General features: G+C 67.1%; 17 protein-coding genes. 9 read left to right on the forward strand and 8 right to left on the reverse strand.

Annotated features, from left to right (window positions below):
* The first annotated feature begins 36 nt into the window (after window positions 1-36).
* Complete coding sequence (locus ACFXKN_RS01195; RefSeq protein WP_379432126.1) at window positions 37-822, forward strand: MerR family transcriptional regulator; 786 nt, start codon at window positions 37-39, stop codon at window positions 820-822.
* Window positions 823-835: 13 nt separating this feature from the next.
* Here the strand turns inward: ACFXKN_RS01195 and ACFXKN_RS01200 are convergent, their stop codons facing one another.
* The 6 genes from ACFXKN_RS01200 to ACFXKN_RS01225 form a co-directional block, all read right to left on the reverse strand.
* Window positions 836-1315, reverse strand: coding sequence for a hypothetical protein (locus ACFXKN_RS01200; protein ID WP_379432127.1), 480 nt, complete (start codon window positions 1313-1315; stop codon window positions 836-838).
* 8 nt (window positions 1316-1323) lie between these two features.
* The gene (locus tag ACFXKN_RS01205; RefSeq protein ID WP_379432128.1) at window positions 1324-1737 is read right to left on the reverse strand and encodes an NUDIX domain-containing protein; all 414 of its coding nucleotides are present in this window, start codon (window positions 1735-1737) and stop codon (window positions 1324-1326) included.
* Between the two features lie 161 nt (window positions 1738-1898).
* On the reverse strand, window positions 1899-2378 hold the full coding sequence (locus tag ACFXKN_RS01210) for a carboxymuconolactone decarboxylase family protein (RefSeq protein WP_378913679.1): 480 nt from the start codon (window positions 2376-2378) through the stop codon (window positions 1899-1901).
* Complete coding sequence (locus tag ACFXKN_RS01215; protein WP_378948899.1) at window positions 2375-3454, reverse strand: dihydrodipicolinate reductase; 1080 nt, start codon at window positions 3452-3454, stop codon at window positions 2375-2377. The genes ACFXKN_RS01210 and ACFXKN_RS01215 overlap by 4 nt, the downstream gene beginning before the upstream one ends.
* A 49-nt stretch (window positions 3455-3503) precedes the next feature.
* Window positions 3504-4451, reverse strand: a complete 948-nt coding sequence (locus ACFXKN_RS01220; protein ID WP_378948902.1) for a DNA glycosylase AlkZ-like family protein — start codon at window positions 4449-4451, stop codon at window positions 3504-3506.
* A gap of 232 nt (window positions 4452-4683) precedes the next feature.
* A complete protein-coding gene (locus tag ACFXKN_RS01225) occupies window positions 4684-5061 on the reverse strand; it encodes a BlaI/MecI/CopY family transcriptional regulator (protein WP_379432129.1) in 378 nt (125 codons plus the stop codon).
* Window positions 5062-5277: 216 nt separating this feature from the next.
* Here ACFXKN_RS01225 and rox point away from each other — a divergent pair, with 216 nt between their 5' ends.
* The 4 genes from rox to dinB all read left to right on the forward strand — a co-directional run bounded on the left by rox (window position 5278) and on the right by dinB (window position 9519).
* Entirely contained in the window at window positions 5278-6717 is a 1440-nt protein-coding gene (gene rox, locus ACFXKN_RS01230; protein WP_378948910.1) for a rifampin monooxygenase, read from the forward strand.
* An 83-nt stretch (window positions 6718-6800) separates the two neighbouring features.
* Complete coding sequence (locus ACFXKN_RS01235; protein WP_378948913.1) at window positions 6801-7685, forward strand: RNA polymerase sigma-70 factor; 885 nt, start codon at window positions 6801-6803, stop codon at window positions 7683-7685.
* A gap of 91 nt (window positions 7686-7776) precedes the next feature.
* Window positions 7777-8250 (forward strand): flavodoxin family protein, encoded by a 474-nt coding sequence (locus ACFXKN_RS01240; RefSeq protein WP_378948916.1) that lies wholly within the window; start codon window positions 7777-7779, stop codon window positions 8248-8250.
* A 33-nt stretch (window positions 8251-8283) separates the two neighbouring features.
* Window positions 8284-9519, forward strand: a complete 1236-nt coding sequence (dinB, locus tag ACFXKN_RS01245) for a DNA polymerase IV (protein WP_378948919.1) — start codon at window positions 8284-8286, stop codon at window positions 9517-9519.
* On the opposite strand, the gene ACFXKN_RS01250 is transcribed toward dinB, so the two are convergent.
* Window positions 9516-10112: a TetR/AcrR family transcriptional regulator gene (locus ACFXKN_RS01250; protein ID WP_378948922.1), complete on the reverse strand. Its 597-nt coding sequence runs from the start codon at window positions 10110-10112 to the stop codon at window positions 9516-9518. The two genes, dinB and ACFXKN_RS01250, sit on opposite strands and share 4 nt — an antisense overlap.
* 114 nt (window positions 10113-10226) lie before the next feature.
* On the opposite strand from ACFXKN_RS01250, the gene ACFXKN_RS01255 reads away from it, so the two are divergent.
* On the forward strand, window positions 10227-11258 hold the full coding sequence (locus tag ACFXKN_RS01255; protein ID WP_378948925.1) for a hypothetical protein: 1032 nt from the start codon (window positions 10227-10229) through the stop codon (window positions 11256-11258).
* Between the two features lie 7 nt (window positions 11259-11265).
* The gene (locus ACFXKN_RS01260; protein ID WP_379432130.1) at window positions 11266-11619 is read left to right on the forward strand and encodes a PLD nuclease N-terminal domain-containing protein; all 354 of its coding nucleotides are present in this window, start codon (window positions 11266-11268) and stop codon (window positions 11617-11619) included.
* A gap of 31 nt (window positions 11620-11650) precedes the next feature.
* Here ACFXKN_RS01260 and ACFXKN_RS01265 read toward each other — a convergent pair whose 3' ends face one another.
* The gene (locus ACFXKN_RS01265) at window positions 11651-12730 is read right to left on the reverse strand and encodes a class 1 fructose-bisphosphatase (protein ID WP_378948933.1); all 1080 of its coding nucleotides are present in this window, start codon (window positions 12728-12730) and stop codon (window positions 11651-11653) included.
* A 160-nt stretch (window positions 12731-12890) separates the two neighbouring features.
* Here ACFXKN_RS01265 and ACFXKN_RS01270 point away from each other — a divergent pair, with 160 nt between their 5' ends.
* Window positions 12891-13373 carry a MerR family transcriptional regulator gene (locus ACFXKN_RS01270; RefSeq protein WP_379432131.1) on the forward strand — a complete coding sequence of 161 codons (483 nt, stop codon included), beginning with the start codon at window positions 12891-12893 and terminating at the stop codon, window positions 13371-13373.
* The gene (gene trxA / locus ACFXKN_RS01275) at window positions 13373-13720 is read left to right on the forward strand and encodes a thioredoxin (RefSeq protein ID WP_379432132.1); all 348 of its coding nucleotides are present in this window, start codon (window positions 13373-13375) and stop codon (window positions 13718-13720) included. The genes ACFXKN_RS01270 and trxA overlap by 1 nt, the downstream gene beginning before the upstream one ends.
* Window positions 13721-13771 lie beyond the last annotated feature (51 nt).

Here is a 13771-nt window from a genome sequence, read left to right on the forward strand (position 1 = left end):
CCGGTAGGACTACCCCGAGCAGGGCGGACTGAGCAGATGAACAACGGCGTCACAATCGGCCAGGCCGCGGTATTCGCCGGCGTCACGATCAAAACCGTGCGGCACTACGAGAAGAACGGTCTGCTCGACGAACCGGCACGCGACAGCTCCGGCTACCGCCGGTACGGCTCGGCCGAGCTGCTGCGGCTGGTGCAGGTCAGAACCCTGGCCGCCGCCGGGGTGCCGCTGGCCGAGATCGGACCACTGCTCGACGCCGACGCGGCAGCGTTCACCACCGAACTCGCCGATGTCGAGCGGCGCCTCACCGAACGGATCGAGGAGTTGATCGCCCGCCGTGACACCCTGCACCGCCTCGCCGACGGCGACCGCACGCTGCTGCCCGACCGCGCGGTGGCGCTGCTCGCCCGCCTGCCCGAACTCGGTATCAGCTCAGCGGACATCGCCGCCGCCCGAGAGGGCTGGGTGCTGGCCAAAGCCCTTGTCCCGGAAGGCTTCGACGACTACCTCGCCAACGTCGAGAACGCCATCGCCGACCCCGAGTTCCTCGCCGTGTACCGGCGCGCCGCCGAGGCCATGAGCTGGGAGCCCGACGACCCACGCATCGACGACGTCGCCGGCGCGGTCGCCGAGCACTACCTCACCAACCCCGAACACCTCGAGATCGTGACCGGGCTGCAAGCCCGCACCGAGGCCGCGACACGCTACAAATTGATCGCTCACCACGGTGAAGAGCCGGAATCGGCCGCGGCCAAGATGTCCGCGCTCGTCGAAGCGAAACTTCGTGCCGCCGGTGTCCGGATCCCCGGACCGAACTCCCACTGAGGCGCTGCCACCCTCAGATCTGGTGCACCCACGCCACGAAGAACAGCGCACCCGAGGCCGCGAGAACCAGGGCGATCGGGATCGCCCACCACGATCGGTCACCGCCGAGCACCGTCCGGGTCACCCGCAACTGCAACCGGCCGAACAGGGCGATCATGCCGACGAACACCGGCGCGATCAGCACGCCGAGCGCCGCGTGCACCGCCCACGCTCCCACCAAGGTGGGCCCGCCCCACGAGTTCTCGTAACCATCGGCGGCGACCAGCGGATAGGCCAGACCACGCACCAGAACCAGCACGCTGAGCATCGCGAGAAACCAGCCGAGAAGCCCGACACTCCCGGACAGCACCGACTGGATCAGGCACCGCGCCAGCGAAACCTTGTGAGCGCCAACAGATTCGCGCAACAGTAAGCGCGGCACCCGCAGCCGGGTTCGCACGCGAGTGAATGCCAGTGGCAATGCCAGCAGTTCATAGACCGCCGATCGTGCCACCGCGCCGATCACCGCAGGGACCCGGCCGCCGCGAGGTCGTCGAACAACAACTGATCGACAGGCGGAACCAGATCGCGGTCGCCGAACCCGAACCAGGCCAGCGCCTCGATCTCGCTACTGGCCGTGAGCACCCCGCGGTAGTCGGCGGTATAGCACGCCATCCGGACGACAGCGTGGTGCCCGTCGGCGAGCGCGGCCTCGTAGGTGCCGACGTGGACCGCGCTCTCGGGCGCGAGTTCGACGGTCAGTTCCTCGGCAACCTCACGGACCAGGGTCTGCAGGTCGGTCTCGGCGCCTTCGCGTTTGCCGCCCGGAATGAAGAACACATCCTTACCGCGTGGGCGGGCACACAGGATGCGACCGTTCTCGATCAGCACCCAGGCCACCGTATCGACGAGCTGCTGTTGCGCAGGTTCCACCACGGCCCGCAGCATAACGGGCGCAGACGCGCAGCGTTCCTCAACTGCGCATGGCCGGAGCGAATGCGGAGGTACGCCTGATCGGCACGTGCGCGACGGTGTTGCCCAGTCCCTTGCGCACGGCCACGGGCAAGGCGGGGTGCTACGCCTGCGGCATCCGGCGGTCAGTGACCGGGCAGCACGCACACGGTGTCCAGCCCGAGGACACGATTGAGGCGGCCGAACGCCAGCCAGGAACCGATGCTCATGCTCAGCTCCACCACTTCGGCCTGGGTGTACTGCGCGAACATTCTGGCCCAGAATTCGTCATCGAGGCCGTGATGGTCGGTGGCATAGCGCTCGGCGTATTCGGCAGCCAGCCTGGCGCGTTCGTCGAACCGGTCGGTGTCACGCCAGTGGGTGACGGCGTCGGCGAATTCCGCTTCGACCTTCTGCCCGTCGCGTTCGGTGCGCCAGTCCTGGCAGAACAGGCACCCGTTGATCTGGGCGATCCGCAGCCGAGCCGCTTCGAATTCACGCAGGCCCAGGGTGGAGTGCTCGTAGACCGACAGCGAGAACGCCGCCGCGGCGACTCCGATGCCGGGCACCATCTCGCCCCACACGAAACCGATGGGATCTTTGCCCTCGGGAATGTCGATGATCATTGTGGTGTCCTTCCGAGTTTGCCGACCGCGGCACGCAGCGGCACATCCAGTGCGTCATACAGACCCGGTGGCGCCTCGACCAGCCAGTCGATGGCATTGACCAAACGTCCTACCGCCGTGGCGTTTCCGCCCGCCGCGCGATTGCCGCCCTCGTCGGTCGCTTCGACGCTGACCTCGATACGCGGCGAGCCCTCGATGATCACCCGGTGTGCACCGTCACCGTCGGGCGGTGTGGGCCAGTCCGGTGCGCAGCTCGGATGAATGCGGGTGACATGCTCGATCACGATGCGCGGCTGCCCGTCGACGATGCCTTGCACCTCGAAGCGCACCGCGCCCTGTGTGCCGGCGTCGAACGCCCCCATCTGCTTGGTCTGCACGGTCGCATCGAGGGCGCGCCGGTCGACGGTTTCGCGAATCTCGTCGAGTTCGACACCCAAGGCCCTGGCCATCAGCCGAATCTGGCCGCCCCACACCATCGTCGGCACGCTCGCCATCAGCATCGGCGGCTGGTAATCCATCGGCTGGCCCATCCCGACGAGATAGCGCACTGAGTCGGGTTGGTCATAGGTGGAGTAGTCGAAGATCTCCTGGCAGCGCACCACCTCGACGGTGGCGGCGAGCCCGCTGATCAACAGTGGCAGCACATCGTTGCCCCAGCCGGGATCCACCCCGGAGACGAACAGCGAACCACCGCCCGCGGCAATGGCTTCCAGCACCGGCTCGCGGATTTCGGCTGGTGCGTTGCGCGGGTCGTAGAGGGCGTAGAGCGCGGGCGTGACAACGACGGCACCGGCGCGGATCGCCCGCGTGATGTCGGCGAGCGCGTCGTCGGGCCGGATATCTCCGGACGCCGCGTACACCACCGCCCGCGGACCGGCGGCGAGTAGAGCGTCGATGTCGTCACTGGCGGCCACCCCCAATTCGGTGTCGAGGCCCGCGAGCACGCCCGCGTCTCGGCCGACCTTGTCGGGATTGTGCACGAGCACCCCGGTGAGAACCAGCGCCGGATGGGCAGCCACGGCACGGATAGCGGCGCGGCCGACATTTCCGGTGCCCCAGACGATCGTGGGGATCATCGCGCCACCGTAGCAAGCGCTTGGTTCGGCGTCCGGGGTATCCGCAATCTCAGCCCACGCGCAGGCCGAGCCCGCGCGCATCGATCGCCTCGGCCAGCCGATTCACCGCCGCGGACAGCGCTCGCTTCGGGGTTCTGCGCGCGTCGAACATCGACACCACGACTTCTGTGCCGACCTGTTCCCAGGTGCCCGAGATCCGGCCGCCGACCACTACCAACGGGGAGATCCAGCCCGCTGTCCTGCTCACCTTCGACCGGTGCTCGGCGGGCAGTAGCGCGGTGTCGCCCGTTCCAGGCCCCAAGACGTACTGGTCGAACGGGCCGAGCAGATGGATGCCGCCGTCGAGAGTCGCCGCCGCGAGATCGTCGACGAACTCGCTCGGCATCCAGCCGATCCGGCCGTCGACGTCGACCTCGGTCAGCGCCTCGCCCATGGCCGCGAACCAGCCACGCACCACGGGTTTGCGCACGCTGTTGCGGCTGAGCCACGCATCGAACGCCTCCGGTGTCGCGGGACCGTACGCGCCGAGGTAGGCGCGGATCAGCGTCGGTGCGGCGATGTCGAGTTCGGGTATGCCCTGCCACCCGGAAGCCAGGTCGGCCGGTGCGGTGAAGGTGACCTTGTTGCCGCGCGCGGGACCGTGGCACAGCGCGCCCTGCCAGGCCAACGGTTTGAGCACCGCACCCCACCCGGACCGTAATTGCTCGCCGAGGTGGGCGAAGCCGGGTTCGGCGAGGACCGCCTCGACCAGTTCGTCCCGGGTCATCACCTGACCGGCCAGGACGCCGGACACCACCTCCACCAGGGCAGCCACCTGCTCAGGGGTCGCACCGAAAGTCCTCTGCCATGCGGGTTTCTCCCACGTGCGGGCCGATCCGATCAGCGAGAGCGCCGCCGCGGCCTGCTCGGGCACCATCGCGTGCAGGGTGCCACGCATCGCCCATGTCTTGATCAGCGTGCCCGCGCCCAACGCCTCGCCGACGTCGAGTGCCGGCATCGGAACTGCGCACCGCGACAGCCAACTGCGCCGCCGACGCCACCTGCGCCTGCACCCCGGCCAGCCTGGTCGCGACATTCTCGACCGACCCCGCGGTCGGTGCCGCGACGAACTGACGACCCAGCCGCCAGGCGAACACCTGATCCCATCCGACACTGAGCATGCGTCCCCATCCCCATGACCGATCCCGTTGGACGTCCCCATCAGATCAGATCACCCCGACACGTTCGGGCTAGCTCGCCTCGGTCCGTCGGGTGGCGACTCGGCGCAATGCCGCGCGCAATCCCGCGAATTCGTCGTCACTGATCCGGTCGACGAAATAGTTGAGAACGAGGTCGGACCGCCCGCCGACACCGAGCGCTTCGTGCATGAGCTGGGCGCTGTGTTCCTCGCGGGTCACCGTCGGCCAGTACCGGTACGCGCGCCCCTCGCGCTCCCTGGCCAGCCACCCTTTGCGGTGCAGATTGTCCATCGTCGACATCACGGTGGTGTAGGCGATGTCGCGTTCGGTCGCGAGTTCGTCGAACAGTTCGCGCACCGTGGTCGTGTCCACATCGCGATCCCACAGCCGATCCATCAGCACCGCCTCGAGATCCCCGAAACCACGCACCGCCGATCGACTCCTTCACCTTGCCCGAACCGGCTTCACAGTACCGGCACTGCCTCGGTGAGAGTCGCGAGCATGGCAATGGCAAGGAGGGAAACCCGCTCCTTGCCACTTCTAATCTATAGCGCACCCCGGGGCTTGCGGCAAGACCCCGGTCATGCCGCACAATCTCTCGGCAAGCCCGCAACCTGCGGAAATCTGGTCGAAGGGGAGTTTTCGATGATCGAGGTGATCGTTGCCGGCGGTGGACCCACCGGCATGATGCTGGCCGCCGAATTGCGGCTGCACGGGGTGCATGTGGTGCTGTTGGAAAGGGACACCGAGCCGACGAAGATCGTCCGCTCGCTCGGCCTGCACGCGCGCAGTATCGAGATCATGGATCAGCGCGGTCTGCTGGACAGGTTCCTCGCGCTCGGCCGCAAGCATCCGGTCGGCGGTTTCTTCGCCGGGATCCCGAAACCGGCACCCGAGCGACTCGACACCGCCCACCCGTATGTACTCGGCATCGCGCAACCGCTCACCGATCAGCTGCTGAGCGAGCACGCCACCGAGCTCGGTGCCGAGATCCGGCGCGGCACCGAGGTGGTCGGACTGAGCCAGGACGACGACGCGGTCACGGTCGACCTGGCCGACGGCACGCAGGTGCGTTCGCGCTACCTCGTCGGTTGCGACGGCGGCCGAAGCACCGTACGCAGGCTGCTCGGCGTCGTGTTTCCGGGTGAGCCCAGCCGGGTCGAGACGCTGCTCGGCGAAATGGAATTGACCGCGTCACCGGAAACGATCACCGAGGTGATGACCGAAGTCCGCAGAACCCAGCTGCGATTCGGTGCGATGCCGCTGGCCGGCGGGGTCTATCGCGTGCTCGCCCCCGCGGCCGGAGTCACCGAGGACCGCGCGGTCGCGCCCACCTTCGACGAACTGAAGCAACAGCTCATCGCCACCGCGGGTACCGACTTCGGTGCGCACTCACCACGCTGGCTGTCGCGTTTCGGCGACGCCACCCGCCAGGCCGAGCACTACCGTGTAGGCCGCGTGCTGTTGGCAGGCGACGCGGCCCACATTCACCCGCCCGTCGGTGGACAGGGCCTCAACCTCGGCGTTCAGGACGCGTTCAACCTCGGATGGAAACTGGCCGCGCAGATCAACGGCTGGGCACCACCGCACCTGCTCGACACCTATGAGGCCGAACGCCACCCCATAGCCGCCGACGTGCTCGACAACACCCGCGCCCAGATGGAACTGATGTCCCTCGACCCGGGACCACAGGCGGTGCGCAAGCTGGTATCGCAACTGATGGACTTCGACGACGTGAGTCGTTATCTCACCGAGAAGATCATCGCCATCGGAATCCGCTACGACTTCGGCCAGGGCGATCCACTGCTCGGTCGGCGGCTGCGCGATATCGCCTTGAAACGCGGCCGCCTCTACGCGCAGATGCACGCGGGCCGTGGACTCCTGCTCGACCAGACCGGGCGCCTGTCGGTGCGGGGATGGGCAGACCGGGTCGACCACATCGTCGATGTCAGCGAAGAACTCGACGCCCCCGCGGTGCTCCTTCGCCCTGACGGGCATGTGGCGTGGGTCGGGCAGGACCAACAGGATCTGCTCGCCCACCTGCCTGTCTGGTTCGGCCGAGAGGACCTCGCCACGCTGCGTTGACGTGGCGCGCGACAACCGCTGTGGTTGCGCCGACTCGCTGTCTCCCGGAATCATCGGCGTATGAGGTTCGCAGGGGTGGCCCGATGACCGAGCTCGACACGTTCGCCACATACCGGCCACTGCTGTTCACGATCGCCTACGAAATCCTGGGCTGTGCCGCCGATGCCGAGGATGTGTTGCAGGACAGCTACCTTCGCTGGCGCGATGCGACGGAGGTGACGCATCCGCGCGCGTATCTGGTGCAGATCGTCACCCGTCAGGCGATCAACCATCTCCGCTCGACCCGGCGCCGCCGCGAGGACTACGTCGGCACCTGGCTCCCCGAACCGATCCGCACCGCGCCGGACGCGGGCCACGATGTGTTGCTGGCGGAGTCGGTGTCGATGGCCATGTTGCTCGTGCTGGAAACCCTCGGCCCCACCGAACGCGCGGTGTTCGTCCTGTCGGAGGTGTTCGGGCACAGCCACGGCGAGATCGCGGAGATGATCGACAAGTCCGACACCGCCGTGCGGCAGATCGCGCACCGGGCCCGCGCGCATGTGGCGTCACGGCGCCGCCGCTTCCAACCGGACTCCGACACCAGCCGCGCGGTGATCGGCCGTTTCCTGCTGGCCGCCAACACCGGTGACATCGGCGCGCTGATGGCTGTGCTCGCACCCGACATCGTCCAGATCTCCGACGGTGGTGGCCGCGTGAGCGCCGCGCGCCGCCCGATCATCGGTGCCGAGCCCGTCGCGCGGTTCCTGATCGGGCTGGCACAGAACTCGATGGCGGGCGCGACTGTCGAATTCGGCAGTTTCAACGCACAGCCTGCGGTGATAGCCCGATCGAAGACCGGCGAGCTGGACACGGTGCTGGTGGTCGAGATGACCGACGACCTCGTCACCGGCCTCTACGCGGTCCGTAACCCCGACAAATTGCAGTCCATCGATGTGTTCCGCACCCTGAACATCGCCGCCGAGCTGTGACGGAGGACACATCTCCCCCGTGTCACGCTGAACCCCCGAGCGGTGTCTCCGAGAGTGTCCAGCAATGCAGCGGAACGAAAGGACCATCCCCATGAAGGTCATCCTCGTGTGCAAGTCGGTCTCGCACGGCAACACCCAGCGCGTCGCCGAGACCATGAGCCAAGTTCTCGGTGGCCGGGTCGTCGCCCCCGCCGACATCGATCCGGCCGAGCTCGCCGACTGTGACCTCGTCGGCTTCGGCTCGGGGATCTACTACATGGATTTCCACCCGGAACTGCGCCGATTCATCGCATCGCTACCAACCGGGCACCAGGGCAAGGCGTTCGTGTTCCGCACCAGCGGAGTCGCGGAACCACCGTTCCGCCGCTACGTCACCACCCTGACCAAGAGCATCGAACGGAAGGGCTTCGACGTGGTCGATGCCTTCGACTGCCGCGGCTTCGACACGATGCTCCCGTTGCGCCTCGTCGGTGGCATCCGTAAGGGCCACCCCGATGCCACCGACATCACGGCCGCTCGCACGTTCGCCGAAAACCTGCGGGCCAGGACCATCGCAGCACCCTGACCGGCCTAACTCGTCATACCCCGATGCGAACATATGTTCGTGTCCGATTCCGCCGCCCCACGTCGCCCGCGTATCCAGTCCCGCGCCGATGCCTCGATCCTGCACGCCGACCTCGACTCGTTCTACGCCTCCGTCGAACAGCGTGATCAGCCGTGGCTGCGTGGCAAACCGGTCATCGTGGGCGGCGGGGTGGTGCTGGCGGCCAGTTATGAGGCCAAGGCGTTCGGTATCCGCACTCCGATGAACGCGGGCCAAGCGCTGCGCTTGTGCCCGCACGCGATCGTCGTGCCGCCGCGAATGTCGGCCTATGCCGAGGCGAGCAAGGCGGTGTTCGCAGTATTCGGTGACACCACCCCGGTGGTGGAGGGGATCTCGATCGACGAGGCGTTCCTCGACGTCAGCGGGTTACGCCGGATCAGCGGCGAGCCGATCGACATCGGCCACCGGCTACGCGCCCAGGTGGCAGAGCGGGTCGGCCTGCCCATCTCCGTGGGTATCGCCTGCAACAAGTTCCTCGCCAAGGTCGCCTCCGCCGTCGCCAAACCCGACGGGTTGCGCCTCGTGGAACCCGGCACAGAGCTCGACTTCCTGCACCCACTGCCGGTGGAGCGATTATGGGGCGTCGGCAAAGTCACCTCGGCGACCTTGCACGCCAACGGCATCACCCGCATCGGCCAGCTCGCCGAACTCGGCGAACCCCATCTGCGCGCGATCCTCGGTCCCGCCGCGGCCCGCCACCTGTTCGCGCTGTCCTGGGCTCGCGACCCACGGCGCGTGGAAACCGGCAAACGGCGACGCTCGATCGGCGCCCAACGGGCTCTCGGCCGACGCCCCCGCGAGCCCGAAGAGATCGCCGCCTATCTCGACGGCCTCACCGACCGCCTCGGCCGCCGCCTGCGCGCCGCCGACCGTGTGTGCCGAACAGTGGTGCTGCGCCTACGTTTCGACGATTTCACCCGAGCCACCCGCTCCCACACCCTCGTCGAAGCCACCGACGCCTCCGCCGCGATCCGTCACGCCGCCCGCCTGCTTCTGCACACCGCGCAACCGCTCATCACCGACCGCGGCATCACCCTGATCGGCCTGTCGCTGACCAACCTCGACGACGCCGACACCATGCAACTCACCCTGCCCCTGGAGGCACGCGCCGAGAACACCCTCGACGCCACCCTCGACGACTTGCGCCGCCGTTTCGGTTCCACCGCCGTCACGCGTGCCGCACTGCTGCGCAGCGGCGAAGGGATCTCGGTTCCGCTACTGCCCGACTAGCCGCGCCGACGAACCAGCGGCAGGTACACCTCGTCGACGATCTCGACCAGTACATCATCGGGAGCGGTCGGCACGCCACGCAGCACGAACTCGTTGCGCAGCAGCACCACCGCGACCGTGGCGACCCGCGGATGCAGGCACTCCGGCGGCGCTTCGCCGCGCGCCACCGCACGCCCGAGCACCGTCAACCACATCGCGGCCGTCCCATCGGCCGACTGTTCTGGCAGCTGCGCCAGCATTTCCGCGGCACCACCGGCAGCGGCGATCAGTTCGCGCATGATCGCACCGAGTGTCGAACTCCAGTGCCGGTTGGCCCGGCGCAGCAATTCGAGGGCGTCGTCGCGCAGGTCACCCGTATCGGGCACGTCGACGGTGGTGGCCAGCTGCCGATACGCGGCGATGCCGAGCGCGAGCCGGTTGGGCCACCGCCGGTAGAGGGCGTTCTTGTTGGTCCCCGCACGCTGGGCGACCTTGTCCATGGTCAGTCCGGCGTAGCCGGTCTCGATGAGTTCGACCGCGGCGGCCCGCAGAATCGCGTCCTCGAGTTCGGTGCCACGCCTGCGCGTCGCACCCGGCTTCCCCTGGTCCACCATCGTCGATCTCCTCCGAAGTTCGTACGACCGTACCTTAGTAAACCATCCTTGTAGCCTGTTAACTCTTGATATACGGTACTGAACGTACCTTATTTGCTGAGAGGGAGACCCATCATGCGCGCCAACGGAATCACCTACGACACAGGCTTCATCCGCGACGGCCAATCGTCTCGCCCACACTTCGACCCTGAAATCGTCCACCAGGAACTGCGGATCATCCGCGACGATCTGCACTGCACGGCGGTCCGCATCGTCGGCGGCGACCCCGACCGGCTCGAGCTCGCCGCCGCCTACGCCGCCGACCTGGGCCTGGAAGTGTGGTTCTCGCCGTACCCGCTCGAACAAACCACCGCGCAGATGCTCGATCTCCTCGTCGACTGCGCCGAACGCGCGGAACGCATCCGGCGGCAGGGCGCCGAGGTGGTGTTCGTGACCGGTGCCGAATTGAGTCTGATGAACATCGGCTTCCTGCCCGGTGAAGGACTCGACGAACGAGTCGCGGCACTGGCCGTGCCGGGTGCACTCCCCGAATTGGTCGGCGAGGTGGGCACGCGCATCACTGACTTCCTCGGCGCCGCGGTGCCGCTGGTCCGCGAACACTTCGGCGGCAAGATCACCTATGCCGCAGTGCCGTTGGAACGGGTCGACTGGACACCGTTCGACATTGTGTCCCTTGACCTGTATCGCTCCGCCGAGGTCGCTGACCGGTTCGCCGACGGCGTCCGGGACTTGGTCGCGCAGGGAAAGCCCGTGGCCATCACCGAATTCGGTGCCGCGAGCTTCCGCGGCGCCGGCGATGTGGGTGCGCGCGGACTCGAGGTCGTCGAGTACGGTCCCGGCCCCGTCCGCCTACGCGCCGCCCTCCTCCGCGACGAAGCAGGCCAGGCCGCCTATCTGCGCGAACTGCTGCGACTCTTCGAAGACGGCGGTATCGACAGCGCCTTCGTCTTCCTCTTCGCCCTCTACGACATGCCGCACCGTCCCGACGGCGACCCCCGAGACGACCTCGATCTCGCCAGTTACGGCATCGTCAAAGTGCTCGACCGCACCGGACACACCTACCCCGGCCTGGAATGGGAGCCGAAACTCGCCTTCGCCGCGGTCGCCGACCACTACGGATCCACCGTGGGAGCCGACGTGGAATAATCGCCGAATGCCTTACGCCGTCATCGGCTTCCTGACGCTCGCCCTGTGGGTGTATTGCCTGGTCGACATCATTACCAGCCCCGACACGGGCATCCGGCACCTACCGAAAATGGGATGGATCATCGTCGTCGTCCTGGTCCCGACGATCGGCGCGCTGTTGTGGTTGTTCGCGGGTAGGCCCGTCGGCGAGTCACGACCTGCCTCGAATACCCGGTTCAGTGAATACGATCGGCCCGGTCGCCGGGTCGCGTCGAATCCCGACGACGACGAGGCCTTCCTCCGCGGCCTGCGTGAGCGCGCCGAACAGCAGCGTCGCGAGGCCCGCAGGCAACAGGAAGAACGCGATCAAGACCCGGCCTGATCACCCCAGAAGCACTGGACCGGTCGCGCGTCTACGTGCGCTGGTCGTGCTTGGCGGGCCGGAACAGTGATCGCGTCCCGAACAGTGAACTGTCGAACCGCTTGCCCGCGTCCGGTTCCCGGTGATAGCGCTCGATACGCAACACCTCGTTGCGGGAACCGAAGATGAACGGCACCCGCTGATGCACCTGGGCCGGGGGGACCTCCATCATGCGTTCGTGCCCGGTGGTCGCCGCCCCGCCCGCCTGCTCGACGATGAACGCGATCGGATTCGCCCCGTACAGCAACGAAACACGACCCGGCAGTGCGGGATTGCGGGTGTCGCGCGGGTAGAGATACAGCCCACCCCTGGTCAGGATGTGAAAGGTGTCGGCCACCAGCGACGCCACCCACCGCATATTGAAATCGCGCCCCCGCGGCCCCTCGACTCCCTCCAGGCACTCGAGCACGTACCGGCGCACCGGCCGCTCCCAGAACCGCTCATTGGCGGCATTGATCGCGAAACCCGAAGTGTCCTCCGGAATTCGCATCTGCGGATGAGTCAGCACGAACGCGCCGATCTCCCGATCGAGGGTGAACCCGTCGACCCCACTGCCGGTGGTGAGCACCAGCATGGTCGCGGGCCCGTACAGCGTGAACCCCGCACACACCTGCTCCACACCTGGTTGCAGGAAGTCGGATTCGGCGGGTTCCGCGTCGCCGGCGACCACCTCTTCAGGCGCCCGCAGAATGCTGAAAATCGAACCGACAGGCAGGTTCACGTCGATGTTGCTCGACCCGTCCAGCGCGTCATAGGCCAGTAGATACTTGCCCCGCCGCTGAGCAGCGGGCAACACGGTCGCGTGCTGCTCGGACAACAACCCCGATAAATGCCCGGACCACTGCGTCTGCCCCACCATGATCTCATCGGTCAGCACATCGAGGCGCCCACTCACCGACGACTCGTCGTCGACCCCCGACCCGATGATCGCCCCACGCGTCACCTGATTGGCAATGATCTTCGCCGCCGTGGCTACCACATTGACCAGCGCGGAGAACTCCCCTGAAGAACCGGGGTGCCGATGTTCTTCCTCGATCGTGTAGCGAGTGAGTGTTTTCAGTCCATTCGGCATCCGGCAACAGCCCCTGTGAAATCCGGTGTGTCCCTTGCCCTTTCCAGAATGGCTCACAACACGCTCACAATCAATGTGAACCCGCCCGACAACATGGGCCGCGCCTTGATCGGCCGTCACGCTTGACCTTGCCCCTGGGGGCAGCGTTTACATTCGCTGTATGAGGATCGGAGAGCTTGCGCGGCTGGCTCAGCTCAGCCCCAAGGCCATCAGGCGGTACGAGGCTTTGGGGCTGGTCGCACCGGAACGTCACCCCAACGGCTTCCGCGAATACGACGACCACACCGTCCGGCTGGTGCAGGAAATCCGATCCCTGAATCGTCTGGGAATCCCGGTGGAGGAGACCCGCCCGTTCCTGGACTGCCTGGCGACAGGCAGCGAACGCATAGACGACTGCCCGGCCTCGCTGGCCGAATACCAGCGGACCATCGACGCATTGAACGCAGAAATCGAAGCACTCACCACCCGCAGAGACGCCCTCGCCGATCGACTCCGCGACGCCGCGCACCGCCACAGCACCACTCGAACGCTCCCATGGCCAGAAGCGGTCTTTGCGCGGCAGCCCCTATCGGGCCGCGATGGGGCGATCGAACGGCACGCCGAGCAACCCCACGACAGCCCCACCGAACTGAAGGAATCATGATGACCCAGAGTTCCGCGATCGCCGGCACCGTCGCGGTGACCGATGAATCATTCGACCGCGACGTCCTCACCCACCCGGGCCTCGTCCTCGTGGACGTCTGGGCCACGTGGTGCCCTTCGTGCAAAATGATCGCCCCCGTGCTGGCCGAAGTCGCCCGCGAACGCGCGGACACCCTCGCCGTTCGCACCCTCAACGCCGACGAGAACCCGCTCACCGCCCGCAATTACCAAGTGATGGCGGCCCCGACGCTGCTGCTCTTCCGGGACGGCCAACTCCTGCGCACCCTCGTCGGCGCCCGCTCGAAGGCTCGACTCCTCGCCGAGTTGGACGACGCGCTGAGCAAATGATCCCGGTAGACGGGTACCGACGTCGTCGATACCGTTGTCGCCAGGGGCGAG

Origin of the sequence: Nocardia sp. NPDC059195 (genome assembly GCF_042754695.1) — a bacterium.
In the GTDB taxonomy this organism is placed as follows: Bacteria; Actinomycetota; Actinomycetes; order Mycobacteriales; family Mycobacteriaceae; genus Nocardia.